This is a genomic window from Polyangium sp. y55x31 (genome assembly GCF_029946505.1).
GTDB lineage: Bacteria > Myxococcota_A > Polyangia > Polyangiales > Polyangiaceae > Polyangium.
On sequence record NZ_JARZHG010000057.1, the window covers coordinates 1 to 25,749 of the forward strand.

Consider the following 25,749-nt stretch of genomic DNA (forward strand, 5'->3'; position numbering starts at 1 on the left):
GAAGGCGCCGCCACCCAAAGCGGCGCCTGCTTCTCCCGTCTTCGACCCATCGACATGACGCGGACAAACCTACCATCCCCTCCCGTCCCTGTCGATCGTCCTTCGGGATAGGTCCACGGGCTGCTAAGAGGGGCGAGCATTCAAGAAGGAGGAGCCTATGCGAGCTGCGGAGGAACGAGAGCCGTCGAAGGAAGCGGCGACGACGGCGGGCGATGCACGCCCGGAGGTGGTGAAGACGCGGCGCGGCGACGTCGAATGCGCCTTCCTCGGGAGCGGACCGGCCGTGCTTTCGCTCCACGGCGCCATGGGTGGTTACGATCAGGCGCTTCTCCTCGCGCGCACCGCGGGCGTTCCGGGCTTCCGTTATGTCGCGCCCTCCCGCCCCGGCTACCTCGGGACCCCGCTCTCTTTGGGCAAAACACCCACGGAGCAGGCTGATCTTTATCGCGATCTCCTCGACGCGCTCGGCATTGAGAAGGCCGCGGTGATGGCCATCTCGGGCGGCGGACCGTCCGCGCTCCAGTTCGCCCTCGGCCATCCGGATCGCTGCTGGGGCCTCGTCATCATTTCGTCCGTCTGCACCCGCGTCGAGACGCGGCTCCCGCTCGCCTGGTACATCCTGCGGCTCACCGCGCGTTGCGGCCCGCTCATCTCCGTCATGCGGCGAAAAGCCGAGCAGGACCCGGAGCGGTCGGCGCGCCGCTCGATTCCGGATCCCGAGGTGCGCGCACGCACGCTCCGCGATCCCGAGGCGGGCGCGCTCCTGCGCGAATTGCAGCTCAGCACGTTCGATCGAATGAACCTCCGGCTTCCGGGCTCGGAGAACGACGTCGCCATCACGCGTCACGACCAAGGGTTTGCCCTGGAGCGTATCAAGGCGCCGCTCCTCGTCGTGCACGGGACGAACGACAAGGCGGCGCCATTCGCGCAAGCGGAGATTCTCACGGCCCGCGTCCCCGGCGCGGAGCTCCTCGCCATCGAGAAAGGCGAGCACGTGAGTATTTTTACCGATCGCGACAGGGTCCGGGCGCGTGTGGGGCAATTCCTCCGCGCACACGCGCCCGCGGAATCGGCTACGCCGACCGTCCCTTCATGAACGGACGAGCGCCTGGATCACCTCGTCGATGGGCGTCTTTCCCTCGACGAGGCGATCGCCCCTCGGGGCAATGGCGCCGCTCTGGAAGCCGCGGTACATCTCGGCGAAAATCTCGGCGTGATCCTGCCGCAATCCTGCTTGCACGAGCGTGCTCACATGCGCTTCCGGCGGAATGTCGACGACCTGCAGCGCCTTGCCGAGCGCGGCCCCGAGCTTTTCGGCGACCTGCCGCACCGAATACGCGGGGCCGTGCAGGTCGATGATCTCGCTCTTCTGGCCGCCTTCGAGGAGCGACACGGCGGCGAGCGTGCCGATGTCCTTGGTGGCGATGTGCGGGAAGGGGTAATCAGGAGCCCCCGTGAAATTCGGAAAGATCCCCGCATTTTTCGCCGGCGCGAGCGAGTTCGCGACGTTCTCCTGGAAGTACCCGGCGCGAATGGCGGTGAGCGTGACGCCGGTCGCGCGGAGCGCGTTCTCCAGGTGATGAAGTCCTTTGATGGGCCCCGTGCCGTCCGGCAGATCCGCGCCCACGGAGGAAAGGAGGACGACGTGCGGGACGCCGCTCGCCTTTACCGCGGCCACGATGCTATCCGATGTCTCGCGCTGGTACGCATAAAAATCCGGCGCCGCGACGTTCGGGGGCAGGAGCACGAAAAAGCCTTGCGCACCCGCGAGCGCGGCGGCGAGCGCGTCCTTGTCGCCGAGCCCGGCGACCACGACCTCGGCGCCCTTTTTGGACCATTCGGCGCCCTTCGCCGCGTCGCGCACGAGGACCTTGACCTTTTGCCCTTTGGCGAGGAGCTCCGCCGCGACGACCGAACCGACGTTGCCCGTCACGCCTGCGACCACGAAAGACATGCTGGACTCCTTTCGACGCACCTCTCCCGAGGCGGCATCCTTTATAACGGACACACATCCGCCATGCAAGACATTTCGCGGAAGAGCTTGCCGAGCAGGTGACAGGCTCTCGATGAGCGGAGCGGGTCGCTTGACCCCGGCGACCGGTCTTGATGTACTCCCGGGCCGCGATTGCGTGCAGGGGCCCGAGGCGACATGGACACGAAAAAGGTTCGCCTGACGAAGGACAAGGAGACGTACCTCGCAACGCTGTACGGCAAAGCGCTGGACGCCACGGCCCCGAACCCGATCCTCGGCGACCGATTCGCGGCGGACGCCGTTGCGCGGATCGACTACGACTTCGAGGCGCTGAAGCTCCCGAGCGGCGGCTCGATCACCTTGCCCCTGCGTGCCCGGCATTTCGACCAGTGGACACGGTCATTCCTCGCTGAAAAACCCGCCTCGACCGTCCTCCACCTCGGCTGCGGTCTCGACACGCGTGTGTATCGAATCGATCCGGGCCCGGAGGTCCGCTGGTACGACGTCGACTTTCCGGACGTCATCGCCCTGCGCGAAAAACTCTATCCGGAGCGCGAAGGGTATCGCCGGATCGGCGCGTCGGTGACCGATCTCGCCTGGCTCGACGCGATCCCGGGAGACACGCCGGTCCTCGTCGTCGCCGAGGGCCTCTTCATGTACCTGCACGAGAAAGACGCGGCGGCGATGCTGCGGCGGGTGACCGAGCAGTTTCCGAGCGGACAGGTCGTATTCGACGGCTACAGCTCCGCGATGGTACGCATGGTCTCTCGCCTGGCGACGGTGCGTGGCGCCAGGGTCGAGCTCGTCTGGGGGATCGACGATCCACACGACCTCGAAAAACAGGTGCCGAAGCTACGGCTCGTCGAGAGCATCGATTTTCTGACGATGCCCGATCTCGTGGACCGCCTCTCGAAAAGCTGGTTCTCCGGCGCAATACACGGGCTCATGGGGCGGCTGCCTTCCTATCGGAAGCTCGTCCGCCACCTGCGTTATGCGTTTTAGGCCTCGGCTTGCGGAGCCTACCATGCCACCTACGTTATTGCAGGACGAACTGAACCAGGACGACCGATGACGAGCGAGCTTGCATTCGAGCGAATCCGCACGATCTGTCTTGCCTTACCCGGCACCGCCGAGGTGACGAAGCACGCGCGCCCCTGCTTTGCCGTGCGCGACAAGACATTCGTCATGTTCATGGACAACCACCACGGCGACGGCCGCCTCGCGATCTGGTGCAAAGCGACGCCGGACGCGCAGCAAATGGTGGTCGAGTCCGATCCCTCCCGATTCTTCGTCCCGCCTTACGTGGGCCGGCAGGGGTGGATCGGCGCGCGGCTCGATCGCGAACCCGACTGGGGGGCGATCACGGCGATCATCGAAGAGGCCCATCAACTCGCGGCGCCCCGCTCGACCCGCAAGAGCCCTCCTCGCAAGCGCCGCGCCTGAGCGCGCGCACGGCCGCGCGGGCCGTGCATCCCAGGATCACCCCCGCGCTCGGCGGCGATACTTTGTTCTCCAACATGTATCAGCTCGCGCGTGAAGCGGCCGGGCGTGGATATCCGCGGGCGCGCTGGCTCGCGGCCGCCGCCTACGACCGATGGTGCATGTACGAGGGTCGGCCGCAGAAACACGGGACGCAATTCGTCCCCGATGGCGTGCGTCATCGACTCTGGGACGTCGACCCGACGACCACGGACGCGGAGCGCGCCGCGTGGGATGTGCCGCCCCTCGCCGAGCAGCTTGGTCGCGCAGACGAAATGACGCGCACCGAGCCGCAGCCGCCCATGGTCGGCGCGCCGGCGTGGCTGAAAGCCGCGATCGAACGCTGGGGAAAATCAGGTTGAGGCGACAGCGCTCTTCGCGGTATCCTGCGACGGCCGTTTTCCGCGGAGTCCCGACGAATTGGAGCCTCCCAACCTGCGCACGCCGACGAGTCATCCGGACGTATGGATCGAGCGACCGGACATTCTGCACGTCACGATGCGGGGCACCCTCGACGTGGCGGAGGCAGCGCCCCTCCTCGCGGCGCAACTCGCGGCCGGCGGAACATGGCCGCATGCCATCGTGCTCTGCGACGTCTCGCAACTCGAATGGATGTCGATGGAGGCTCGCCGCATGTTCGCCCAGACCCGCGACATCGGGCCCCGGCGCGCCATCGTCGTGATCGGGGCGAATGCGACGTTACGGACCATCGCCGATCTCCTATTTCGCGCGGTACACGCGCTTCGCCCCGCACACCCGAGCCCCACCCGCTTCGTGCGTGACCTCGACGAGGCCCGCTCCGTCGTGCCCGAGCTCCGCCGATTGCTCGGCGCTCACTCCGACCCCTGATCCTCCGCCGCGCGCGCACACGCGGCCTCGTCCGTCGCGGCCGATAACCAGCTCGTCAGACATCGATCCGCATCATCACCCGGGACGATACGCGCGCCGCCCTTGTGCGCCTCTTCGCCGCGCGCTTTCCGAACCAGCGAGAGCCGCTCCGGCGCGCGGCCGCCCTCCTCGCAGACCAGGCTGATCACCTCGGGCTCGAGACCAATCACGGATCGATAACTCGCGTCGTATTCGGCCTCGGTCGTCTCGCCATGCCCCGGCACGTCGCCCGCGGCGAGGCGCATCCCGGAGCTCCCGTAGAGCCGCAGGTTTCGCTCGGGTTTTCCATGACAATCGAGCGTCGCGCAGCGGTGCTCCAGCGCGCCGCCGACGCTCGGATAGGTGACCCGGCTCGGGACGAGCAATCCGTCGGCCGGCTCGGCGTCGGGGGTACAAGCGACGAAGAGCGCGGCGAGCGCGATCGGGAACAACGAAAGGAGCATTCGCCTCACGGACAACGATCCTCCAAGGTCGCGGCGACGGAGAGCAGAAAGACGCGGCCGGCCGAGCGTGGACCGGGCTTCGTCGCATGGCAGACTGCACACGAGCCCTCGCCGTTCACCGGCGACTCCATTTCCTGACGGAACCCTTCACGCTCGATGGCCACCCGCATCGGATATTCGGGGCTGAAATCGCCCGGCCGCACGAAAAAATTCCCGGCGCAATTCGTGGCCGTCACGTAGGCCGTCCCCCGCGCGTCGACGAGGTGCACGAGCACGTCGGGGACTGGCTTCGTCGAATCGACGCGCTCGTAGATCGTCCCTGCGACGGTGAGCTCGGTGGCCTCGGCGCCGTCGTGACATACGAGGCAGGGCTGCCCGGCGCGGTGCAAAGGGCCGAGGGGAATGGCTGGGGACTCGGGGCCGAGCGCGGCAATGGCGTCCTCCTGGAGCGGGTTCGTGCAGCCCATGCTCGCAACGCAAAGGCACGCGCCCGCGAATCGCGCTGCGGAGGACCAGCGACGGCCCGACCTTCGTGATGCGGAATTCTGCGCCAGCGTGAACACGAACAACTTTCCTCTTGTCTCCAGGGTGCGACCTCTCTAAGCTGAAGATGAAAGTAGAAGTCAACATCAACAGGGTACCCGGCGTCGATGGTCAGGTCAACGAGAATTGCGAAACGTCTCGCCCTCGCGTGGGCGGCATGCCTCTTCCCGCCGATGTTGCTCGCCTGCGGGCCCGCGACCCAGAGCGATCCCGCATTCTGGGTGCCTTATGGCGAAGACGGCGGCGGCGGCAGCGCGGCGTCCGACGCTGCGAGTAGCACGGGCACGGGCGCGGGCGGCGCGGGAGGGACCGGCGGCATGGCATCTCCGGGCGGCGCCCTCGAATATCGATTCACCACCGTCTCCCTCGACGGCGAGTATGCACCAAAAAACATCGGCGCGGTGTGGATCACGGACGCGCAGGACACATTCGTGAAGACGCTCGAAGTGTGGGCCGCGAAGCGCGTGGAGCACCTCGTGCGCTGGGGCGCCGCATCCGGAACGAATGTCGTGGATGCGGTGACGGGAGCCACGCGAAAATCCCACGTCGAGCACGTGAGCACCTGGAATGGCACGGACACGGCGGGCCTCGTGGTCCCGGACGGCGCCTATCGCGTACACGTCGAGTTCACGGAATGGAACTCGTCGGACTCGGGCGAGGCGCCTGGGCCCTGGACGGCGGTCGATTTCGTGAAGAGCGCCGATGCCCAGGAAACGACCTTGCCGGACGAACCGGCATTCATCGGAAGGCACCTTTCCTGGACACCCTGATGAAGGTCGAGCCCTCGAACCAACCCTTTTTCGACACGAGGTTTTCATGGTCCTGCGAATCACGCGGCTCGCATGCCTGCTCGGGCTCCTCCACGCGCTCGCGGCCTGCACGCACGTCGCGCCTTACGAACGCGGGCACCTCGCGCATCCGACGATGTCGGTCGGCCCCGTCTCCGGCCCCGGCGAATCCCACATGCAAGCCGTGCACGAAGGCGCGAGCGGCGGAGCGGCGAGCGCCGAGGGCGGTTGCGGCTGCAATTGATACACGCTCGTGGCGGAGAGCGTCGCTGCTCGTCGTCGCATTGCTGATCTTTCCGAAAGAAACACGGGCCGCCGACGCGCCCCCGAAAAAAGCCACCTCGCACGACAACGCCCTCTCCTTGTCGCTCGTCCAGGATCTGGGGCTCCACGCGGACACCGACGTCTGCTCGCCCTCGAGCCAGCTTCACGGCGATTACGCCTGCTTCCGAGATTCGGGCACGCAATACCACGGCACGCCGCTCGCCATGCGCGGCGGCGAGGTGCGCCCCGGCGTTCAGCTCTCGACGACGCGGGTCCTCGTCGGCTACGACCGCGTGGTTTTCGACAACATCACGCTCGGACTGCGGCTCGGCTGGGTGCTCCGCGGCGGCGGGCCACGGCCGAGCGGCGCCGAGGCGCCGGCCTTCTTGCCCTTTCACGGCGAGGTCCGCGCGGGATACACGTTCGGCGCCCGGCCCTTTGCCAGGCCGGGCTTCCGGGGCTCCCTCTTCGTCTTCGGCGGGATCGCGCAATTCGACACCGAATACCGGGTCGTCGTGGAAGAGGACACGACGAAGCCGCCGCCTGCGAGCCAGCTCGACAATCCTCCTTCGCAGACGCTCAGCGCCTATCGAAAATCCGGTACGGGCTTCGTCGGCCTCGGGGTCGCGGCGACCTACGCGTTCTCTCCCTCGCTCGCCCTCTCGGCCGCCTTGAAGTTCACGAAGCCCTTTCCCTCGACCGGCACGCTCCTCTCGCCCGAGCTCTCGTTTTCGTACGCCTTCTGATCCGGCGGCTTCAATCGAACGCCGCTTGCAAGGCGAGCGCCGAGAACAACGCATTGCGCCGCGTGAGGTAGAGCGCGTCGAGGTAATGCGTGAAGACGCCGTCCACCTGAAAGGTCGCAGTGAACCTCGCGCCGAGCTTCACGGACACGCCGCCCCCGCCGGTCAGCGTCCAGAGCGGCCCGAGTTCGCGATCCCCGGTCCGGACCACGGGAATCGTGCCCGCGCCGTCCTCCGCGACGGACACCACGGTCGCGCGTTGCCAGAAATCCGTGCCGGTCTGCGCATGGAAACGCAAACGAGGCCATACCGTGACAAACCGTCCGATGTCGATCGAATAACGCACGTCCGTCGTGCTCGCGGCCATTCCCCACGTATCCGTGTAGAGCCTCTCCTCGAGACGCAGCGTGGCGCCCCCGCGGCGATGCGCGAGGCGTCCGGTGAGCGCGAATCGATCTCGCGCGAGAGGCAGCGCCTCCAGGGGACGCGCGTGCAGGCGAAGCGCGCTCACGAGCTCCACGCTCGCGCCCGCAGGGACCTGCTCCGCGGCCTCGGCTGCGAAAAGGGGAACGTACCGATAGGGTTTGGCCTGGTTCCCCCGCTCGAACATCGCGTCGAGCTGAAGGGCGCCGATCGTCGAACGATTGATGACGATCGTGAGCCCAGTATTCAGATCGTGCCGCTGGAGCGTCCATCCGAACACGTCGAACGGAGTCCCCGCGCGCCCCGCCGTATCGTGCCGGTACGCATACCCGAGCAGCAGCCCAAAATTCTTCTCGTCGAGGTCGAGCGTCCCGTGGAGCCCCGCCGATATCGACCTATAATCCGGCTCGCGCGAGATCGACGCATGCGCGCCCACGCCGTAGTTCCCTTTTTTGTAGTCCCCTTCGAGGGATCCGGCGTGGCGGACCTCCGTCCAGGGAGGCGACGCGGTGGCCACGATATCGGCGGACGCGGCAGTCACGACGTCCACGAGATAACGGCCGCTCAGGGACCAACCTGCCGTTGGGCTTTCGATCGTACCTGCAATCGTCGGGGTCACGACCTCGACATGGGTATCGTCGAGATACACGGACGTCTCGGCGCTGGCACGAGCATCGAGGCTCGACGTAGCCCGACGCTTCGCTGCAGCCGGGGCTTTCGGAGCGTCCGCGAACGAGAAGGGAAGGTGAACGACCGACGCAAGGAGAGCGCAGAGAAGCGCAATCTCACGATGACTGGAAACCATCAATCGTCGTCGTCCTCGTCGTCCTCTTCCTCGTCATCATCGTCGTCATCATCGTCGTCGTCGTCGTCCTCGTCCTCATCGTCGTCATCATCATCGTCGTCATCATCATCGTCATCATCGTCATCATCGTCGTCATCGTCGTCATCGTCGTCATCATCATCGGGCGGCGGAAACGAGCCCGATCCCGTCGAGCTGCTGCTCGTGGTCACGCCGCTGCCGCCCTCCCCTCCCGCGCCGCCGGTACCGGGATTCGTGGTCGCGTCGCCGCTCCCACCCTCGTCCACGACCTCCGTCGTTTTCCGCGCCTGATCGTGGCTATCGGTGCCCGCGCAGGCGGGTACAGCGGCGGCGAGGGCCCCGAGCATCACGAACGCTCCTCCAGTGAAACGGCCTAGATCACGTGGTTTCTCTGACACCATGGCGAGCTTCTACCGGAAGAAACATGAAAATGCAAGTGACTTTCAACAACGGGAAGCTTGCCCGCACTGCGCTCCGCGCGTGATATCCTCCCGCCATGAACGATCTCCCGGCGCGTCTCCTCGCCTCGCCCGTTCCCGTCTTGCTGATTGCTTCCGTGGCGATCGTGAGCCTACTCGGGTGGATGTCCGAGCCGGTGCGGCGCGCGCTGATCCTGGTTCCCTACCAGGTGCGCAAGAACGGGCACATCCATCGCCTGCTCACCGCGGGATGGGTGCACGCGGATTTCTCGCATCTCGCGTTCAACATGTTCTCGCTCTACTTTTTCACGGAACAAACCATTCGCGTGCTCGGCGTGACGCGGTACCTCGTGCTGTACGTGACCGCGGTGATCGTAGGGTTCATCCCCACGACCTTGCGCTACATGCGAAAACCGAATTACAGCTCGCTCGGGGCCTCCGGCGCCGTGGCCGCCGTCATGTTCAGCGCCGTCCTCCTGGTCCCCAAGCTCAAGCTCCAGCTCATGTTCCTGCCGATTCCGGTGCCGGGCATCGTGTTCGCCGTGGCTTACCTCGCCTACAGCGCCTGGCACTCCCATACGGCCGGCGACGATATCAACCACGACGCCCATTTTTCCGGTGCGGTCTACGGTGCCGTGCTCACGTACCTCTTCGAACCGACACGCGTGGAGCGCACGTTGAAGAGCTTCTTTTGAGCGCCCGACTTCCCTCTTGTATCGGGCGCGCCGCGGTGGAATGCTCGCGAGCCATGCCGACCCTTTCCCGCCTCGTTCGTCTCGGGACTTGCCTCGTGCTCGGCCTTTTGCTCTCGGCTTGCGCGATCGACGATTACACGCCCCCTGCCCCGCCGGGCGACGACGCAGGGGAAGCATGCACATCGCTCACCGAGATCACGCATGGCGAGTCCTTATCGATCCTCGACGACACGAGCCGAGGGACGGACCTGACGACGGCGAGCCCGATGTTCAGCGAGTGCATGCCAGGCGAGAGAATCGGCAAGGAGCTCGTCTTTCCCGTCCGGCCCTCGTCGCCGGGCACGCTCGTCGCGACGCTCCATGCCCAGTACGCGCACCACTGGCTGCACACGTGGACGGAGTGCCCCGGCGGCGGAGGAGACGTGCTCGATTGCTCGTTCGGATCGATGATCGAGGACGACGACGTCAATCAGATCGACGACGTCCAGGCAGGCTCGACCTATTACGTCGTCGTCGACGCGTGGATGGACGACGCCGGTGAGTTCGAGCTCGTGCTCGAACTGAAGTGACGGCTACTCGACGACCGCCTGCATGAATCCCTTCATGAACGCGCGGTATTCGCGCGCCGGGATCATGTCCATCATGCGGGGCACGCGGGCCTTCAGCCATTGCAGGATCGCCAGGGTATCGCGCTTCATGATGAGCACGACGAGCTCACCGAGCACGTCTTCTCCGAGCTCGTTTCCCACGATGGAGAAGATCTGCCGGCCGAGCTCGTGGCCGCAATCGGTGAAGCTTTTTTCGCCCGATCGCGCCTCGTAGACGAGGACGCGGAAAAACAGCGGGCAGGCGTTCGAGGCAGGGGCGCGTCCCGGGAGCGTCCGCGGGCGGACCGGGCCGGCGGGGTGGCTGTCGTTCTTCGCTTTCGGGGTCATGCCGATACGGGCGTGCGAGGATCGTACCCGGAGCACCAGTAACTTCGGCGCCCACCTCAATGGACGGGCCTGACCGCCGCCGCGAAACCCTCGGGGCCGAGCGCATTGAGCACCTCGCGTTTGCGGAGCCCGCCTCGCCGTGCCACACCCACGCCGAAACGCAGGGACGAAAGACCCTTCGTCGAATGCGCGTCCGTCGAGATGACGAAGCGGATCCCCCGCTTTCGCGCCTCCTTCAGCCACCGCGGCTCCATGTCGAGCCGGTACGGGTCGCCGTTGACCTCGATCGCGGCCCGCGACGAGGCAATCACGTCGAGCACCTCCTCGACCCGGCAAGCGAAGGGCTCACGCCGCAAGAGCAGACGGCCGAGCGGGTGGCCCCATATCTTGAAGATCGGCTGCCGCATCGCGTCCACGAGCCTTTGCGTCATGGCCGCCTCGTCCATCTTCATGCGCGAATGGACGCTCGCGATCACCACGTCGAGCTGCTCCAGGATGGCGTCGGGATAATCGAGCGCGCCCGTCGCGAGGATGTCCGACTCCGTTCCACGCAAGAGCTTGATCTTCACCCGCTCCTGCACGCGCGCGATCTCGTCCCACTGCGACTTGAGGCGATCGAGCTCCACGCCCCTCGCGTAATGCGCGGTCGGCGAATGATCCGTGATCGTGAGGTATTTCATCCCCATCGCCTCGGCTGCGCGCGCCATGTCCTCGATGGTGTCATTACCGTCCGAAAAGACCGTGTGGCAATGGACCATGCCCTGGATGTCGTCCTGCGTGACGAGGTCGGAGAAATCGTCGTGCCGCGCCGCCTCGATTTCTCCGTTTCCCTCGCGTAGCTCGGGCGGTACGGGATGCAGGCCGAGCGCCCGGTAGATCTGCTCCTCGCTCTCGATGCTGACGAGCGCGCGCACCCCATCGAGGCCGCGCTCCGCCGCCGTTTTACCGAGCTCGGCGAGGTGCGCCGGCGCGCCGGTCAGCGTCAAGAGCGCTGCTGCATGATGGGCAGGCGGCGCCACGTGCACCGACGCGCGCACGTCTCCCGCGAGAAACAGGTCGACCCGCTGCGCGTCCCGGCTCCGCACCCGCGTCACCCGCGGAAATCGCTCGGCATGATCGAGCACCGCATGGGCCTCTTCGCTCGATACGACGACCTGCACCTCGGAGACCGTCTCGCAAAAACGACGCACCTCGCCGGCAACATCCGCCCGATGCACCGCGGGAAACGCGCGCAGATGGTCGAGCAGCGGCTCCGCCACGGCGAGCGCGTCGACGAGCAGCACCCGCGCCTCGCGGGTCTCGCGCTGCGCGATGGCTTCGAGCAGGCTCTGCTGCGTCTTCGGACCGAATCCCTTCACCGAGCGGACGCGCCCTGCGAGGCACGCCTGCCGCAGCTCCTCCACGCTCGTGATTCCCAGCGCGTCGTGGAGCACCTGGATTTTCTTCGGGCTGAGCCCTGGGATCTCGCACAGCTCGAGCACGCCGGGCGGCAGCTCCGCGCGGAGCCTCGTGAGCAGCTCCGATTGCCCCGTGCGGACGATCTCGGTGATGACGGAAGCGAGCGACGCGCCAATGCCGGGCACCTGCGTCAGGCGCGCCTCCTCGACCAGCCGGCCGAGGTCCTCGGAGAGCGCCTCGACCGCGGAAGCACCATTCTCGTAGGCCTGCACCTTGAACGAGCTTTCCCCTTTGCATCGGAGCAGGGCCCCGATCTCGCGAAGCGCTCGGACGACATCGAGCTTGTCCACCATCGTGCTCATCTCTCCAGCCCCCTACCAACAGGCACAGGACCGACGCCCTGTCAAGCCTGGGACAACCAATGTCCGATCCGTGGCTCTTTTCCGTGGACGCGGGAGCTCCCGAGCGCGATCCTTTTTTTTCGAGGAGGTTCCCTTGCCGCATGCACTCTTGCAGGCGAAGCCACACCTGCTCACCGTCGTCGTGGTGACCGTGACGTGTTTGCTCGGTGCGTACGCGCTCCTTTCTCGTGCGCCCGTCCTCGTGCATCCGTCGACGCTCGAAATGGCGCCCACGTCCGATTCCGACGAGATGCCGACCCCGCCCCGCCGCCCCGCCGCGCATGATACCGCCGCGCCCGGACGCCGATATTGAGCGATCCCGATCCGGGTTTTTCCTTCTAAATCATTCATGCGTGTCTGATCGCGCTCGTGCCCAGCGGTGCCGAGCGCAGGCAAGGCACATCCGTCTTCTCGCTGACGCGCCGCTTCGAGGTAATACGGCTTGCCCGGACGAGCCCCCGTCGCGCGCCGTTTTTGCTTGGTTTCACCAATCTGCTTCGGCACGATCTACGCTCGAACGTGTCGCGAGACACCCGATGAGGGAGAAGCATACGGTATTTTTCGAGCCGCCAGATACGGCTGTGTGGAGGTTCGCCGGGGACATCAGCGAGGCGGAGATGCGCGAGCTGACGTCGCTGGAGAAGTCCTTCATCGCGGGTCGTCCCTATTTGCTGAAGCTCGTGGATCTCTCGCGCATCGGGTCCGTCAGCGCGGGCGCGCGCAAGGCGGGGGCGGAGAAGGTGCACGACGTCCCCGTGCTCGGCGTGGCCATCTTCGGGGCGCACTTCGCGATCCGCGTCCTCGCCGACCTCGTCGTGCGCGCCGGTAGCTTCATCCGTCGAATCGACGCGGTGCCCACTCGTTATTTTGCGACGGAAGCCGAGGCCCGCGCGTGGCTCGCGGAGCGACGCGCCCTCATCGAAATCGGAAAGCAAAGCTGACCCTCGCAATCGCGGAAGCCCCTCCAATTCGGTCACTCGAGTGACCACCCGTCGGCATCCCCACGCCTCATTTTCCGGCCTCCGGCGATTTTCTATTTCATTTCGAAAACGGAAATGATAGGGTCGATGGACAGTGAGGAGTCGGCCTTGTCGGGCTGTCACCGCCGGTCGTTCCTTCTGTCCAGGGGTCCAACGATGAGCAAGACGCTTCCTTTCAAGTGGCTGGCTTTCGGTGCAGCGAGCGCGATGCTGCTCGGCGCATGCGTCGTCCAGGATGAGGAGGACGGGGCCGGCAGTGAAGTCGTGGTCGAAGACGGAATGGATCCTGTCGCGGGTGACATCGCGGTCGAGCTTTCCGTCGACAAGGCATCCGTGAGCCCGACCGAGAGCGTGACGGTCACGGTGAAGCTCACGAACACCACGAAACGCTCGATCCGCCTGCCTGCGTGGTATGCGCCCGACGAGGACCTCGAGGAGGATCTCTTCCTCGTGACACGCGGCGGGCAGCCGGTGGAGTTCATCGGCCCGCATTACAAGCGCCCGGTGATGTCGGACGAGGATTATGTCGTGCTCGGCCCGGGCAAGAGCGTGACGCGCTCGGCCACGCTCTCGGGCTTCTACGATCTGACGCAGACGGGCACGTATACGGTCCAGTATGCGGCCGACATGCTGACGTCCGTGACGAAGCAGGCGGTCTCGCTCGATTCGAACGAGGTGAGCCTGTGGATCGAGGGCCGCGCGAACGCGCCGTCGCCCCAGTTCATCAGCGCCCCGGGCCCGCAGAACTTCGGCAGCCTCGGGTTCAGCAAGTGCACCGCGGACCAGCAAACCACGGTCACGCAGGCGCTCGGCGCGGCGAGCACGATGGCCGACGGCGCGGTCGTCTACCTCGGCGGATCGCCCTCGGCGACGCCGCGATACACCACGTGGTTCGGCGCGTTCTCGACGAACGGCTGGAACACGGCGAAGAGCCATTACGTGGCCATCAAGGACGCGATCGACTCGAAGCCGCTGAACTTCGATTGCGGCTGCAAGAAGAAGTACTACGCGTACGTGTATCCGAACCAGCCGTACAACGTGTATCTCTGCAGCGTCTTCTGGAGCGCGCCGCTGTCCGGCACGGACTCGAAGGGCGGGACGATCATCCACGAGCTCTCGCACTTCGACGTCATCGCCGGCACGGACGACTGGGTGTACGGCCAGTCCGGCGCGAAATCGCTCGCAATCTCGGACCCGGCGAAGGCGCTGAACAACGCCGACAGCCACGAATACTTCGCCGAGAACACCCCCGCCCTCCAGTAATCGAGCGACGCTCGCGCCCTTCCAGCATCATGGGCAGAGGGAGGGGTCCGCGAGCCGTGCAGCGGCGTCCGGATCGAGCGGGGCATCCTGCAACCCCTCGGCGAACGCAGCCCAGGCCATCGCATCATCCGCGGTCAGCTTGACCGCCGCGCACACGGCTCGCAGATGCGCCACGCGCGTCCACGGCGAATGGAGCACCACGTCGAGGCCCGCCAGCGCGTCCGCATTTTCGGCCGCCGTGGCTGCCATCGTGGTGACGACCGCGCGGATGGCCTGCTGGAGCACATCGGTGTCCTCGGTCGTGCTGAGCATCTCGACGAAAAATGCCCGCCACGCGGGAATGTCCGCGGGGTCGAGCCCGCTCAGGTACGACCTGAGCTCCATGGTCGCGAGCCAGCGCGCCCGGGCCATGCCCGCTTGTTTTGCCACGCTTCCCCACGTCGACATCGCGAGCGGCGCAGGGAGGTCGAATGCGGAAAGGAAGCTCAGCCGGAGATAGTCGACTTCACCGGACGAGAGCCCTGTCTGCAGGCTCGTCCAGTCGTCCGCGAAAGCGGTCACCGGATCGAACATGCTGCACGCGCCATAACCGTAAACCTGGATCAAATCGAGCACGAACGGTGGCGGCGGGACCGGGAGCGCCTGGTTCAACGCGGTCGTCCAGGCCGCCGCCGTCGCCGGATCGAGCCCTGGGTCGCTGGCCACCGAGCAAGCGATGCTCAAGGCATTGGCCTGGGTCCACTCCGAGTCGAGCCCCGCGACGAATGCCCCGAACCCCTCCGGCGTGGCGCCCGGCAACGTTGACGACGTGAAGAGCACCTCGTCCTGGGCTGCCGAGCCGATTTCGAGAAACCGGGCCTCCGCGGCCGAGCTCGTGGGCATGAGCAGCGGCAGGACGTTCGTGTAGTAGGCATTCATGGATTCCTCGTCCACCAGGAACGAATCCCAGGTGAGGTGGTGGTCTTTCGGATCCAGCACGAGGAACTCGCCGCTCGTCTGCGGTGCCATGTCGAAAGGCTCCCCGACCGGGAGCGTCTCCGTCCGTATCGAGCCGTCCTCTGCGACCCAGCCGATATCGAGCGGGACGAGCAGCGCCCCGTCGGGGTCGTGCACCGTCACGGTGGCCCCTCCCGAGGGCAAAGGTGCAATCGTCAGCGTAGGGAGCCCCTTGGCATCGACCGCGTGTGCCACCCGCGCCGCGGCCTCCGGACCGAGCGCCTCTGCGAAGGCCCCGAGGACATCATCCGTCCCGATGACCCCGAAGCGATGCTCGTCGAGGATGTTTCGCCACGTCTTCCAGAACGCCTCCTCGCCCACCAGGCTGCGCATTTGCGTCAAGAGCCATGCCGCGCGGGTGTAGGGCCCCGTGTTGTACTTTTCTGCGATCGTCAGCGACGTGTCGCGGATGGCTTCGCCCTCCATCGCGAAAAACTCGTTGCCGTTCAGCGTGAAGGGGCCGTCCTTGTCCGTGTGCGCGCGAAGCCCCTCCGGTTCGAGGAGCGTCGCCATTCCCTCCTTGATCCAGAGGTCGTCCCAGCTCTCGAGCGTCACGAGATCGCCGACCCACTGATGGGCGATCTCGTGCGCCGTCAGCGAGAGCTCCGCGGCGAGGGGCTCCGTGCCCGCGCCTTCGTAATGGAACGAGATGCCGGCGTTCTCGATGCCGGTGGCTGGCAGGTTCGGCAGGTGCACCACCGCATATTTCTCGAATGGATAGGGACCGAGCAACGCCTCGAAATGGTCGAGCATGCCCACCATTTCCCCGAGTACCGCCTCGTAATGCCCTTGCAGCCCGCGACGGTGCCAGATGGAGACGGGCAGGTCGCCCTTCATCGTGCTCTCCACCTCGAAATCGCTGATCGCGAACGCCATCAGGTAGGTGGGCAGTGTGTACGTGGTCTCGTACTTCATTCGGTGTGTCCCGTCCCCCTCCGGCGCGTCGGAGACGAGGTCGCCGTTGGCGATCATCTTCTCGGCCCCGTCCATGCGCATGGAAACGGAGAAGAGCGCTCGATCCGACGGTGTGTCGTGACAAGGCATCCATCGCCTCGCGCCGACCGGCTCCGACATCGTGAAGACCGCGCGCACGTTCAAGGGATCCCCCTTGCGGTCCTCGATCACGGCAACCAAAGAATCGCTCGGCGCGGCCTCGTAATCAATCTCCAGGGTGATGTCCGCGCCGGTTCCGAGACCGGGCACCGTGGAGACGTCCACCTCGAGCTGCTCCGCGCTCGCATTCTCCGAGAAAGGCAGGGCGCCGCCGCCCGCGAGCCGCACCGCTTTCACCTCGGCCACGGCGCTGTCGAGCGTGACCGTCTTCGTCCCCTTGGGCAAGGGTGAGAGGGTGATGTCGATCGTCGCGGCGAGGCGACCTCGACTCCAGTCGTAATCACCCTTCAATTCGTAACGCTGGACATCGACCTCGGCGTTTCCGGGGCCGGTGCCCGGCGGCTCGGGCGCGGTCGAGCATCCGGCTGCGAGCGACGACAAAACGAGGATACAGGACGTCCAGCGCAGGCCGGCACGCGAGGACCATTTGGTGAAGCTCATTGATTCTCCTCGAATGGACAAGGAACGACGCCACTCCGGGCGCCGATGTGCGACCGGTCGAAGCGCTGCTCGTCACGCGCGCGCCCGATTGCAGAGGGCGTGCCAGGACGCGATTTACGCGACGACGCAGGACGGGGAGCGGGGCGACGCGCGGCCGGTTCGTGCAAGCTTGCCCGAACTGTGAGGCTCGCTTGCGCGAACTGCGCAACGGTCCCGAGGAGCGCGGCTCAATCGGCTCGGCACCCGAGCGGCCGCGAGGTCCGCACGGGACGCGTCTTCGAAGCCTGCAGGGAGCAGATCTGGCAGGTGATGACCGATCCGAAGCTCGTCGAAGCTATTCGAAAATATCGGGCTCCGGCTCGTACAAAAAGACTTGTACGCGGGGCTCCGGCTCGACCGACGTCTGGCTCACGGCGACGCCGCCCGGCTGCGACGGCGGCAGCTTTTCCTGTTTTTTCGGGGGAAACCACCGCCGCAGCCAGCGGCTCATGATCACGAACGTCCCGACCCCGCTCCGCCCCGGTCCCCAGGGGATCGCGTACGTGGTGAACGTCTCCGTGGTCTCGCCGCGCACGCGCAAAAACCCGCCTGCGACTTTCGTCTCCTTCGCCTCGAACCCGAGGAGCACCTCGGGCAAGACGAACACGATCCTCGCCTCATCCCCCTGTTTGTCCTGGTATGCATTGACGCGCCCCGGCAGGATCGGCACGGCCACGACACGCGCCCTGCGCGTCACGCGGAGATCGGGCGTCCCTTGGAGGATTCCTTCCACACGCTCCACGACGATCCCGTCGCCGCCTTCGCGATCGAAGGACAGATACGAGAGCGGCCCCGCGAGCAGGCTTCGCCCCTTGTCGGCCGGTTTGTCCTTGAAGCGCGAGAGCACCCGCCCACTGCCCATGCCCTGGAACTCCGGCTCGGCGTAGAACGGCGAGGGCCAGTCGTCCTTGCCCATCTTGAACTCGCCGCATTGCCCCGGCGGCATCAAGCGAATCTCGCCCACGGGCCCGTCGACAAACGGAAAGGCCCTACCATTGCCGTCCACGATGTGGAGCGGCCGCACGCCCGTGATCCCTGGACCATCCTTCGGCGCCTCCTGCACCTCCTCCTTCGGCAGGTCGGCGATCCGCACCTCGATCATCCGCACGACGCGGCGAATCCGCGCCTGATCGATCGAGGTTTGTCGGGAGCAACAGATCGGATCGTACTGGCAACACGCGGCCGCCTTCGGGGCCTTTGCAGGCTTCGTGGCGAGCGGCGGAGGCGCCTCCCAGCCAGGCGGCGGCGCGGGCTCGTCGGCTGCGCGCGCGGGCCCGCCCTGCGTCGAGAGGAGCGCCGCGCCGAGCACGAACGAAGCTACGTTTCTCATTCCCGAGCGCTCCATCACAACGTCTCCAGGTAGGCGAGCAGCGCCTTCTTGTCCGCGCCGCTCAGCGTGCCGGGGAACATGCGTTGATCCTTCGCCGAGAGCATCTCGTCGAGCGTCGAATACCGCCCGTCGTGGTAATACGGCGCCGTCCCGCGCACGCCGAGCAGCGACGGCGTGTCGAAATCGCTGCGACGCTCGCCTTTTTGCCCGCTGCCCACGTCGTGCGACTTCCCGTCCGTGCCCCCGTCTTTGTGGCAGCCATTGCAGCCGTAGGCCACGTAGACCTGCTTGCCGCGCTCCGAAAGGTCCGGCTCTTTCGGCTTCGTCTGCGGCGGCGGCGGCAGCGACGAGACGTACGCGATCAGCGCCTCGTACTCCTCTTCCGAATGCGGAGAGAGGCCGGTTCCGCCGAGCCGCGTGAACGTCTCGTTCAGGTGGTCGCGCACCGCCCTGTGTTCCCCGAACCATCCATAAGGCCCCGTGCTTGCGACGCGCCCCGCGAGCATGGGCGTTTGCCGCAGACCGTCGGGGCTCGTCCACGCGAGCCCGTCCTCGCGCCCTTCCGGATGACAACTCGCGCAGCCGCGGCCCATGCCGAGCCGCGCATCACGCGTCGTATGAAACAGCCGCCGGCCTTGCTCGATCTTCGGGTCCCGCGTCACGTCCGATCGACGCCAGAGCGGCACGCTCGTCACGGCGAACGATTCACGCTCGATACGCGAGAGCGCCCGATCCATCTCCGACCAGACGAAGACCCGTTTTCCCTCGTCGGAGAGCACGAGCGAGCTCGGCCCCGCGGGTAGCGCCACGCGCCGCCGCTCCGCGATGCTCGGATCTCCGACCCACGGATCCATCTCGATCACCGCGTCGATGTCGAGACACGCGACGAACAGCCCATTCTCGTCCGCCGCAGCGCTCCGCGGCAGGATGCAATCCTGTCCGAACGCCGCGTTGAACACGCCCGCCACGTGGTTCGTGATCGATCGCTTCGTGCCCGGATCGACCACGCTCACGAGTTGCGCCATCGTCCGCGGCCCCTGGCCGGATCCGCCGTATCCGACCGTCATACCCACGGCCGGCGCGCCTGGATCTACGCTCGTGTGCGGCGCGAAGATCCTCAGCGCATCACGCGTCCCGTCGCTGCGCGTCCCGACCACACGCGCGAGCGCATACCCTTGCGAGGCCGCGCGAGGTGTTTTGTCGTCGAACGTTCCATCCGCGCCCACGCGCCGCCCTGCGTGCAGCGAGATCGTTTCCGGCTCCTTCGCCGCGTCTTTGAGATCGACAGCCGACACGACGCCGCCCACCGCGTGCGTCACGAACGCCGTCCCGCCCGCGTTCGCCACGATCACCGCGCGTGGCTCGCGCGGCAGCGGCACGACGCGTGAGACCGTGAGATCGGCCGTCGCGAGCACCGTGAGCGCCCCGCCGAACCCGCTCGTCACGACGAGCGATCCGCCCTCCTCCGCGAACGCCCACGGCTCGGCCGCCACGTCCGCTGCGCATCGCTCCTCGAAGGGTTTTGCGAGCGCCTCGTCAGCCGGCTCGAGCAAGAGCACGCGCGACGTGTCGCGCAGGCCCACGGCGACGAGGCCTCCTTCGAGCGCGAGCACGTGCCCCGGCCGGCCTTCGAGCGGCGTCACCGACACCTGTCGCATCGAAGCCGTGTCGATCACGTGCAGCGCTCGCTCGTCGTGATCCGCGACGATCGCGAGCGTCTTCTCCCCCGCGCGCACGAGCGTCACCGCCGAGCTCGCTCCGCCCGCCGCTGCGCGCTCGAAGCGCCGCGGCGAACGAGCCGCGCAACGTGGGGGTCCGCTCGGCGCGAGGGATGCCGCGGACGCAGCCGGGTGCGCCGATGCGCTTGGTGCGGCGCCGACGTTTTCTCCGCCACGATCTTTGGAGCTGCAACTACTTCCGGCGATCCCGAGCGAGGCGAGGGACGCGGCGAGCGCCGCGTGTTTCCAGGGAGAGCGACGGTTCATCTCGATCGCGGCCTTTCGTGTCCGCGTAAACAGCGAGATTTTTTCGCGCCGCCTTCTTCTTGCGTCAAGGACCACGCGCGAAACCCTCTTGGGACGATCGCGTCCCCTCTGCTAGGATGGCCCTCGTGACGACGCCGAACGACGTGATGGACGACGCCCCGAGCACGCGGCGGGTCCTCCCCGATACGCTGGAGCGCGAACGGGCCGAGCGCACTTCCCAGAGCGCGCCAGCCCCGCGCGGCACTCTCTACGAAGTCGTCATATCGTACAAGGAGCCGACGTTCGCCGAACACGCCGGCCAGGAGGCGCGCACCTTCCGCGGCACGTTCCGTATCGAGGCCGCCGACGAGGACGACGCGCGTGTCCGCGCCGTCGCCGAGTTCCGCCGCATCCAGGCGAGCTCGTCGGTAGGCTGGCCGCGCGAAATCGTCGACGTCACCTGTCGCCGCGCCGACCCCTGATCTCCGCGCGCCGGGCGACGCGCGGCGGGGATGTATACACCCCGCGCGACTCCCGATATGCTCACCCGAGCAAGCCCGGCGCAGTCGAAAACACCTCGCGCGGGGCCGCACGGCGCGACGTCATGCGAACCCTCCTCCGCGGCCTCACGGCGCTCACCCTGCTCTCGCTCTCCCTGCCCGCGCGCGCCGGCGACGCCGACGAGCCGCGTCGAGAGGAGACGGCGACACCGGCCCCCGACAAACCTACCCCGGACAAACCTGCCGAGACGAGGCCCGCCGAAGCGCCCGCGCCGCCGGACGAGCGCCGCCCACGGTCGCTGGACCTCGGGGTCTTCTACGTCCCGTGGGGTATGCACTACACCCGCTCGGCCATCGGCGCGACGCTGGGGTACAAAATTCCGCTCGTGCAAAAGAAAGGGGTTTTGTGGGATTCGACGAACATCACCGTCGGCGTGCGTGACGTCTACGGCTTCGTCAACAACACCCTCGGGCCTTTCATCGACATCACTCCGATTGCCTTCTTCCGGCTCCAGGTCCAGGGTGCCTACGATTATTTCATCAAGGAGCCGTTCAACGGCGGCATGCGCGTCATGACCCCGCTCGGCCGCGAGCGCCTCGGCGCGGGGCAGATCCGGCGCGGCCGCCTGACAGCCGTCGACTGGGTCAACCAGGAGGACGGCGAGGGAATGGATAACCCCGCCCATTTCCGCCCCGCCATCAATCACGGAGGCCTCCGTCTCCGCGTCCTGCCCACCCTGCAAGGCAAGGTCGGCCCCATCGCCTTTCAATACAACTTCACCGGCGACTGGAACTACTACACCGCCCCGGGCGCGGGCGCGGACGACGTTTATCACGACAATTTTACATTCACATTGCGCAAGCTCCAGGATTTCAGCCACGCGCACGAGGTCCTCGTCGCATACACGGCCCCGGTCCCCAAGCCCGGCGAGCTCCTGCTCGGATTGAGCGGTCGGTATCAGCGCGTCCTCGGCACGGGCCTCGAACAGCTCACGCTGCATGCGGTCGCCTTCGGACGATGGCCGAAGAAGTTCCTCTCGGATCGCATGTCGCCTTTTGCGATCGCGCAGCTCGGCACGAACCTCATCGACCCGATGTGGCAATACGCCTTCTCCTGGATCCTCGTCGTGGGCGCCGATTTCAACCTGCACAAATCGAAGACCTGAGCCCAGGATCGGGCCTCCGCGCGCATGAGAGACACGTTCAACCTCCGGTCCAGGTTCCAGGCTCGCTTCGGCCCGAGAACCCCCGCGCCGCGGGCATTTTTCGCTCCCGGCCGCGTCAACCTCATCGGCGAGCACACCGATTACAACGACGGGTTCGTCCTGCCGGTCGCGCTCGAGCTCGGCACCACGGTCATCGCCGCGCCCCGCGACGATCGCCGCGTTCGCGTGCATACCGTGGATCTCGACGCGAGCGCCGAGATCGATCTCGACCAGCCCGGACCGGGAAACACGGGCCGGTGGATCGATTACATCGCGGGCGTCGCGCACATGGTCGATACGACGATCCAGCCGATCCGCGGCGCAGACCTCCTCGTCGCGGGTGACGTACCGCGGGGCGCAGGCCTCTCGTCCTCGGCGGCGCTCGAAGTGGCGACCGGGTTTGCCCTGCTCTCGCTCGCGGGCGCGACGATCGACCGCGTGGCCCTCGCCCTCGCCGGTCAAGCCGCCGAGCATACCTTCGTGGGCATGCGATGCGGTATCATGGACCAGCTCGTCTCCGCTTGCGCCCGCGTGGGCTCGGCCTTGCTCGTCGATTGCCGCTCGCTCGCGGCCGAGGCCGTCCCTTTGCCCGGCGGCCCCGTCGCGATCCTCATCACCGATACCCGAAAAAAACACGCCCTCGCCACGTCCGAATACAACACGCGCCGCGCCGAGTGCGAGCGCGGCGTCGCGCTCCTCAGGAGCGCCCTGCCCGATATCCGCGCCCTCCGCGACGTCACGGAAGAGGCTTTCACGAAGCACGCCTCGCTCCTGCCCGAGCCCATTCTCCGTCGCGTGCGTCACGTCGTCACCGAGAATGCCCGCACGCAATTCGCCGCCGACGCGCTCCGCCGCGGCGACATCGAGGCCGTCGGCGCCTCGTTCGTCGCGTCGCACCGATCCTTGCAGCACGACTACGAGGTGAGCTGTCCGGAGCTCGACGCGCTCGTCGACCTCGCCATCGCCCAGCCGGGCGTTCGCGGCGCTCGCATGACCGGCGGCGGGTTCGGCGGCTCGACCGTGTCCCTCGTCGACGAATCCGCGCTCGACGCGGTCATGGCCGCGGTCCGCGACGCCTACCAGCGCCGTTTCCGCGTCGAGCCCGGCTTCCTCATCACGCGTGGCGGGGCCGGCGCGCGCGAGCTCGACACGTGATCGATCGCATTCCCGTCTCCGTTGCTCTTGACAGTCTCCCGAGTCTCCGCTCCGCTCGTGAAGGACCTTCCCGTCCGCGTATCGCCGGCTTATAAAGCTGCCGGCCTCATGAAGCTCGCCCGCATCGCCCGCATCGGTCACGCCGCGCTCACGAAAGACCCGCACCCGCCCCCGTGTGTCCTCGGCGCGGAGGACGCGTTTTCTTCGCTGCGCTCGTCCTTGCCTGCGAGCTTTTTGCTCGGCACCGCCACGGCCTCGCACCAGATCGAGGGCGGCCTCGACAACGACTGGACCGATTGGGAGCGCGGAGCGTCTCGCGAGGGCGAGCCCCACATCAAGGATCGCACGGTCTCGGGCGCCGCGTGTGATTCGTGGAATCGCATCGAAGAGGACATCGCGCTCATGCGCCGGCTCGGCGCGAATGCGTATCGATTCAGCGTCGAATGGAGCCGCCTCGAACCCACGGAGGGCGCCTGGAACGAAGAGGCCGCGGATCGATACCTCGCCTGGGCGCTCGCCCTCCGCGCGGCCGGAATCGAGCCGATGGTCACGCTCCACCATTTCACCTTGCCGCGCTGGGTCGCGACGCAAGGCGGATGGATGAAGGATCGGACGATCGAGCTCCTCGCGTCCTTCTCGCGCAAGGTCGCGAAAAAGCTCGGGTCGGCGGTCGATCTCTGGTGCACGATCAACGAGCCCAACGTCCTCGCGACGATGTCGTACGTGAAGGGGGTCTTTCCGCCGGGACTCACGGATTCACGCATCGCCGCGCAAGTGCAGGCGCGTATGCTCAAGGCCCATGCGCGCATGGCCGAGGCGATCCGTGAGGCGGACACCACGGACGCGGACGGCGACGGGCGCGCCACGCAAATTGGCATTGCGCACCACGTCCGGATCTTCCAGCCGGCGACGCGCTCTCCGCTCGATCGGCTGATCGCCGGCTTCACGGACCGTTTCTTCAACGAGGCCATCGCGTCCGCGCCGCTCACGGGTCGCATCGAGCTCGACATCCCCGGCGTCATCCACATCGACGAAGCGGTCCCCGGCCTGCTCGGCTCCTTCGATTACATGGGCATCAATTACTACGGCCGCGACCACGTGCGGGCCGAGCTCCGGGATCCTTCGCTCTCGAAGCAATACGTGCCCGCCGATCGGCCCGTCAGCGACCTCGGCTGGGACATCTACCCGGAGGGCCTCTACCAGGTCCTCAAGCGTTATGGCGCGCTCGGCTTGCCGGTGTACGTCACGGAGAACGGCATCGCGGACAAGGGCGGCGAGGTCCGCCCCTCGTTCCTGCGCGCCCATTTCGAGGCGCTCGTGCGCGCCGCGCGCGAGGGCGTCGACGTGCGGGGGTATTTCCACTGGTCGCTGCTCGACAACTTCGAATGGGCCGAGGGCTACGAACCCCGCTTCGGCCTCTTCCGCGTCGACTTCGACCACCCGGACAAACGGCGCACGCCCACGCCTGCGGTGGAGACGTTCCAGGAAATCGCGCGCGGGCTCGGGCTCCGGCCCGAGCCCGGCTGAGCCTTGCCGTACGATTCTCGCCGTCAGCCGTGTGTCTTCTGATGCCACGCCCATGCGTGGGCGATGATCGTTTCGAGCTCCGGGAACCGCGGCGACCAGCCGAGCAGCGTGCGCGCGCGCTCGCTCGATCCCACGAGCACCGGTGAATCCCCAGGCCTGCGCTCGGCCATCTCCACGGCGATCGCGCGGCCCGTGACGCGCGTCGCCGCGGCGATGACCTCCTTCACGGAAAAACCACGCCCATTGCCCAGGTTCACGACCGTGCTCGCCCCGCCGCCGAGGAGATAATCGACCCCGAGGACGTGCGCGTCCGCCAGATCCGAGACGTGGATGTAATCACGGATGCACGTTCCATCCGGCGTGTCGTAATCCTCGCCGAAGATCCGGATCGACGGGCGCTTGCCGAGGGCCGCGGAAAGGACGAGCGGGATCAGGTGCGTCTCGGGGTCGTGATCCTCGCCGAGGAGGCCGCTCGGATGCGCGCCGGCGGCATTGAAATACCGGAAGCTCACGAACCGCAGGCCCCAGGCGGTCTCGCACTCCGCGAGGATCTTCTCCACGAAGAGTTTGGACCGACCGTACGGATTCAGCGGATTTTGCGGGTGCTCCTCGGGAATCGGGACGACCTCGGGCACGCCGTACGTCGCGCACGTCGAGGAGAAGACGAACGTCGAGACGCCGGCCGCCTGCATCGCCTGGAGCAAGGTGACCGTGCCATGGACGTTGTTCTCGTAATACGCGAGCGGATCCGCGACGGACTCACCGACCTCGGCAAACGCGGCGAAATGCATGACGGCGTCGATCCGCTCGCGCGAAAAGATCGCGTCGAGGGCGGCGCGGTCGCGGGTATCGGCCTGGATCACGGACGCGCCGAGGGCGCGCTCGATCGGCCCGCGGTGGCCTTTGCTCAGGTTGTCGAGCACGAGGGGCCGGTAGCCGCGCTCCGCGAGGGCGAGGGCCGCGTGCGAGCCGATGTAGCCGGCGCCGCCGGTGACGAGAAGGGTCCTGCTTTGGGTGGTCAT

General features: G+C 66.9%; 28 protein-coding genes. 17 read left to right on the top strand and 11 right to left on the bottom strand.

The genetic code is table 11. The features are described 5' to 3' along the window. The first annotated feature begins 157 nt into the window (after positions 1–157). Positions 158–1,096 (top strand): alpha/beta hydrolase, encoded by a 939-nt coding sequence (locus QHF84_RS47070; protein WP_281320194.1) that lies wholly within the window; start codon positions 158–160, stop codon positions 1,094–1,096. Here QHF84_RS47070 and QHF84_RS47075 read toward each other — a convergent pair. Beyond that, on the bottom strand, positions 1,091–1,954 hold the full coding sequence (locus QHF84_RS47075; protein ID WP_281320195.1) for an NmrA family NAD(P)-binding protein: 864 nt from the start codon (positions 1,952–1,954) through the stop codon (positions 1,091–1,093). The genes QHF84_RS47070 and QHF84_RS47075 overlap by 6 nt on opposite strands. 195 nt (positions 1,955–2,149) lie before the next feature. On the opposite strand from QHF84_RS47075, the gene QHF84_RS47080 reads away from it, so the two are divergent. From QHF84_RS47080 to QHF84_RS47095, 4 genes are all read left to right on the top strand, one after another. Beyond that, positions 2,150–2,974 carry a class I SAM-dependent methyltransferase gene (locus tag QHF84_RS47080; protein WP_281320196.1) on the top strand — a complete coding sequence of 275 codons (825 nt, stop codon included), beginning with the start codon at positions 2,150–2,152 and terminating at the stop codon, positions 2,972–2,974. A 66-nt stretch (positions 2,975–3,040) separates the two neighbouring features. Beyond that, positions 3,041–3,415: an MmcQ/YjbR family DNA-binding protein gene (locus tag QHF84_RS47085; protein ID WP_281320197.1), complete on the top strand. Its 375-nt coding sequence runs from the start codon at positions 3,041–3,043 to the stop codon at positions 3,413–3,415. A gap of 23 nt (positions 3,416–3,438) precedes the next feature. After that, positions 3,439–3,813: a hypothetical protein gene (locus QHF84_RS47090; RefSeq protein WP_281320198.1), complete on the top strand. Its 375-nt coding sequence runs from the start codon at positions 3,439–3,441 to the stop codon at positions 3,811–3,813. Between the two features lie 58 nt (positions 3,814–3,871). Next, entirely contained in the window at positions 3,872–4,300 is a 429-nt protein-coding gene (locus QHF84_RS47095) for a hypothetical protein (RefSeq protein ID WP_281320199.1), read from the top strand. On the opposite strand, the gene QHF84_RS47100 is transcribed toward QHF84_RS47095, so the two are convergent. Then, entirely contained in the window at positions 4,285–4,791 is a 507-nt protein-coding gene (locus QHF84_RS47100) for a hypothetical protein (protein ID WP_281320200.1), read from the bottom strand. The two genes, QHF84_RS47095 and QHF84_RS47100, sit on opposite strands and share 16 nt — an antisense overlap. Then, the gene (locus tag QHF84_RS47105; RefSeq protein WP_281320201.1) at positions 4,788–5,249 is read right to left on the bottom strand and encodes a hypothetical protein; all 462 of its coding nucleotides are present in this window, start codon (positions 5,247–5,249) and stop codon (positions 4,788–4,790) included. The genes QHF84_RS47100 and QHF84_RS47105 overlap by 4 nt, the downstream gene beginning before the upstream one ends. Positions 5,250–5,498: 249 nt before the next feature. Between QHF84_RS47105 and QHF84_RS47110 the strand changes: the two genes are divergently transcribed. From QHF84_RS47110 to QHF84_RS47120, 3 genes are read left to right on the top strand one after another with little or no spacing between them, the layout of a single operon-like run. Further along, a complete protein-coding gene (locus tag QHF84_RS47110) occupies positions 5,499–6,095 on the top strand; it encodes a DUF2271 domain-containing protein (RefSeq protein WP_281320202.1) in 597 nt (198 codons plus the stop codon). A 46-nt stretch (positions 6,096–6,141) separates the two neighbouring features. After that, positions 6,142–6,357 carry a DUF4266 domain-containing protein gene (locus tag QHF84_RS47115; protein ID WP_281320203.1) on the top strand — a complete coding sequence of 72 codons (216 nt, stop codon included), beginning with the start codon at positions 6,142–6,144 and terminating at the stop codon, positions 6,355–6,357. Between the two features lie 40 nt (positions 6,358–6,397). Next, positions 6,398–7,123, top strand: a complete 726-nt coding sequence (locus QHF84_RS47120; protein ID WP_281320204.1) for a hypothetical protein — start codon at positions 6,398–6,400, stop codon at positions 7,121–7,123. A 10-nt stretch (positions 7,124–7,133) separates the two neighbouring features. Here the strand turns inward: QHF84_RS47120 and QHF84_RS47125 are convergent, their stop codons facing one another. Together QHF84_RS47125 and QHF84_RS47130 are read right to left on the bottom strand one after the other, a co-directional pair. After that, positions 7,134–8,084 (bottom strand): DUF3570 domain-containing protein, encoded by a 951-nt coding sequence (locus QHF84_RS47125; protein ID WP_348652941.1) that lies wholly within the window; start codon positions 8,082–8,084, stop codon positions 7,134–7,136. A 263-nt stretch (positions 8,085–8,347) separates the two neighbouring features. Continuing rightward, positions 8,348–8,632: a hypothetical protein gene (locus tag QHF84_RS47130; protein WP_281320206.1), complete on the bottom strand. Its 285-nt coding sequence runs from the start codon at positions 8,630–8,632 to the stop codon at positions 8,348–8,350. 230 nt (positions 8,633–8,862) lie between these two features. On the opposite strand from QHF84_RS47130, the gene QHF84_RS47135 reads away from it, so the two are divergent. Continuing rightward, entirely contained in the window at positions 8,863–9,480 is a 618-nt protein-coding gene (locus tag QHF84_RS47135) for a rhomboid family intramembrane serine protease (RefSeq protein WP_281320207.1), read from the top strand. 53 nt (positions 9,481–9,533) lie between these two features. Next, complete coding sequence (locus tag QHF84_RS47140; RefSeq protein ID WP_281320208.1) at positions 9,534–10,049, top strand: hypothetical protein; 516 nt, start codon at positions 9,534–9,536, stop codon at positions 10,047–10,049. A gap of 3 nt (positions 10,050–10,052) precedes the next feature. On the opposite strand, the gene QHF84_RS47145 is transcribed toward QHF84_RS47140, so the two are convergent. Beyond that, on the bottom strand, positions 10,053–10,415 hold the full coding sequence (locus tag QHF84_RS47145) for a hypothetical protein (RefSeq protein ID WP_281320209.1): 363 nt from the start codon (positions 10,413–10,415) through the stop codon (positions 10,053–10,055). Positions 10,416–10,471: 56 nt separating this feature from the next. Then, on the bottom strand, positions 10,472–12,175 hold the full coding sequence (locus QHF84_RS47150) for a PHP domain-containing protein (protein ID WP_281320210.1): 1,704 nt from the start codon (positions 12,173–12,175) through the stop codon (positions 10,472–10,474). A 133-nt stretch (positions 12,176–12,308) separates the two neighbouring features. Here QHF84_RS47150 and QHF84_RS47155 point away from each other — a divergent pair, with 133 nt between their 5' ends. The 3 genes from QHF84_RS47155 (at position 12,309) to QHF84_RS47165 (ending at position 14,457) form a co-directional block, all read left to right on the top strand. Then, entirely contained in the window at positions 12,309–12,527 is a 219-nt protein-coding gene (locus tag QHF84_RS47155) for a hypothetical protein (RefSeq protein WP_281320211.1), read from the top strand. A 223-nt stretch (positions 12,528–12,750) separates the two neighbouring features. Next, a complete protein-coding gene (locus tag QHF84_RS47160) occupies positions 12,751–13,155 on the top strand; it encodes an STAS/SEC14 domain-containing protein (protein ID WP_281320212.1) in 405 nt (134 codons plus the stop codon). 195 nt (positions 13,156–13,350) lie between these two features. Continuing rightward, complete coding sequence (locus QHF84_RS47165; RefSeq protein WP_281320213.1) at positions 13,351–14,457, top strand: M35 family metallo-endopeptidase; 1,107 nt, start codon at positions 13,351–13,353, stop codon at positions 14,455–14,457. Positions 14,458–14,484: 27 nt separating this feature from the next. On the opposite strand, the gene QHF84_RS47170 is transcribed toward QHF84_RS47165, so the two are convergent. The 3 genes from QHF84_RS47170 to QHF84_RS47180 all read right to left on the bottom strand — a co-directional run bounded on the left by QHF84_RS47170 (position 14,485) and on the right by QHF84_RS47180 (position 20,361). Then, positions 14,485–17,007: a M1 family aminopeptidase gene (locus QHF84_RS47170; protein WP_281320214.1), complete on the bottom strand. Its 2,523-nt coding sequence runs from the start codon at positions 17,005–17,007 to the stop codon at positions 14,485–14,487. 334 nt (positions 17,008–17,341) lie between these two features. Next, positions 17,342–18,376, bottom strand: a complete 1,035-nt coding sequence (locus QHF84_RS47175) for a hypothetical protein (protein WP_281320215.1) — start codon at positions 18,374–18,376, stop codon at positions 17,342–17,344. A 14-nt stretch (positions 18,377–18,390) separates the two neighbouring features. Next, entirely contained in the window at positions 18,391–20,361 is a 1,971-nt protein-coding gene (locus QHF84_RS47180) for a c-type cytochrome (protein WP_281320216.1), read from the bottom strand. A 125-nt stretch (positions 20,362–20,486) separates the two neighbouring features. Between QHF84_RS47180 and QHF84_RS47185 the strand changes: the two genes are divergently transcribed. From QHF84_RS47185 to QHF84_RS47200, 4 genes are all read left to right on the top strand, one after another. After that, positions 20,487–20,822, top strand: a complete 336-nt coding sequence (locus QHF84_RS47185) for a hypothetical protein (RefSeq protein WP_281320217.1) — start codon at positions 20,487–20,489, stop codon at positions 20,820–20,822. Positions 20,823–20,944: 122 nt separating this feature from the next. Continuing rightward, the gene (locus tag QHF84_RS47190; RefSeq protein ID WP_281320218.1) at positions 20,945–22,006 is read left to right on the top strand and encodes a hypothetical protein; all 1,062 of its coding nucleotides are present in this window, start codon (positions 20,945–20,947) and stop codon (positions 22,004–22,006) included. A gap of 24 nt (positions 22,007–22,030) precedes the next feature. Further along, a complete protein-coding gene (gene galK, locus QHF84_RS47195) occupies positions 22,031–23,200 on the top strand; it encodes a galactokinase (protein WP_281320219.1) in 1,170 nt (389 codons plus the stop codon). A 108-nt stretch (positions 23,201–23,308) separates the two neighbouring features. Further along, complete coding sequence (locus QHF84_RS47200; RefSeq protein ID WP_281320220.1) at positions 23,309–24,727, top strand: family 1 glycosylhydrolase; 1,419 nt, start codon at positions 23,309–23,311, stop codon at positions 24,725–24,727. Between the two features lie 23 nt (positions 24,728–24,750). Here QHF84_RS47200 and galE read toward each other — a convergent pair whose 3' ends face one another. Continuing rightward, positions 24,751–25,749, bottom strand: a complete 999-nt coding sequence (galE, locus tag QHF84_RS47205; protein ID WP_281320221.1) for a UDP-glucose 4-epimerase GalE — start codon at positions 25,747–25,749, stop codon at positions 24,751–24,753.

Coding starts and splice junctions, on each gene's coding strand:
- QHF84_RS47070 (WP_281320194.1), top strand. CDS start 158: ATGCGAGCTGCGGAGGAACGAGAGCCGTCGAAGGAAGCGGCGACGACG.
- QHF84_RS47075 (WP_281320195.1), bottom strand. CDS start 1,954: ATGTCTTTCGTGGTCGCAGGCGTGACGGGCAACGTCGGTTCGGTCGTC.
- QHF84_RS47080 (WP_281320196.1), top strand. CDS start 2,150: ATGGACACGAAAAAGGTTCGCCTGACGAAGGACAAGGAGACGTACCTC.
- QHF84_RS47085 (WP_281320197.1), top strand. CDS start 3,041: ATGACGAGCGAGCTTGCATTCGAGCGAATCCGCACGATCTGTCTTGCC.
- QHF84_RS47105 (WP_281320201.1), bottom strand. CDS start 5,249: ATGGGCTGCACGAACCCGCTCCAGGAGGACGCCATTGCCGCGCTCGGC.
- QHF84_RS47110 (WP_281320202.1), top strand. CDS start 5,499: ATGTTGCTCGCCTGCGGGCCCGCGACCCAGAGCGATCCCGCATTCTGG.
- QHF84_RS47115 (WP_281320203.1), top strand. CDS start 6,142: ATGGTCCTGCGAATCACGCGGCTCGCATGCCTGCTCGGGCTCCTCCAC.
- QHF84_RS47135 (WP_281320207.1), top strand. CDS start 8,863: ATGAACGATCTCCCGGCGCGTCTCCTCGCCTCGCCCGTTCCCGTCTTG.
- QHF84_RS47140 (WP_281320208.1), top strand. CDS start 9,534: ATGCCGACCCTTTCCCGCCTCGTTCGTCTCGGGACTTGCCTCGTGCTC.
- QHF84_RS47145 (WP_281320209.1), bottom strand. CDS start 10,415: ATGACCCCGAAAGCGAAGAACGACAGCCACCCCGCCGGCCCGGTCCGC.
- QHF84_RS47150 (WP_281320210.1), bottom strand. CDS start 12,175: ATGAGCACGATGGTGGACAAGCTCGATGTCGTCCGAGCGCTTCGCGAG.
- QHF84_RS47160 (WP_281320212.1), top strand. CDS start 12,751: ATGAGGGAGAAGCATACGGTATTTTTCGAGCCGCCAGATACGGCTGTG.
- QHF84_RS47165 (WP_281320213.1), top strand. CDS start 13,351: ATGAGCAAGACGCTTCCTTTCAAGTGGCTGGCTTTCGGTGCAGCGAGC.
- QHF84_RS47170 (WP_281320214.1), bottom strand. CDS start 17,007: ATGAGCTTCACCAAATGGTCCTCGCGTGCCGGCCTGCGCTGGACGTCC.
- QHF84_RS47175 (WP_281320215.1), bottom strand. CDS start 18,376: ATGAGAAACGTAGCTTCGTTCGTGCTCGGCGCGGCGCTCCTCTCGACG.
- QHF84_RS47180 (WP_281320216.1), bottom strand. CDS start 20,361: ATGAACCGTCGCTCTCCCTGGAAACACGCGGCGCTCGCCGCGTCCCTC.
- QHF84_RS47190 (WP_281320218.1), top strand. CDS start 20,945: ATGCGAACCCTCCTCCGCGGCCTCACGGCGCTCACCCTGCTCTCGCTC.
- galK (WP_281320219.1), top strand. CDS start 22,031: ATGAGAGACACGTTCAACCTCCGGTCCAGGTTCCAGGCTCGCTTCGGC.
- QHF84_RS47200 (WP_281320220.1), top strand. CDS start 23,309: ATGAAGCTCGCCCGCATCGCCCGCATCGGTCACGCCGCGCTCACGAAA.
- galE (WP_281320221.1), bottom strand. CDS start 25,749: ATGACCACCCAAAGCAGGACCCTTCTCGTCACCGGCGGCGCCGGCTAC.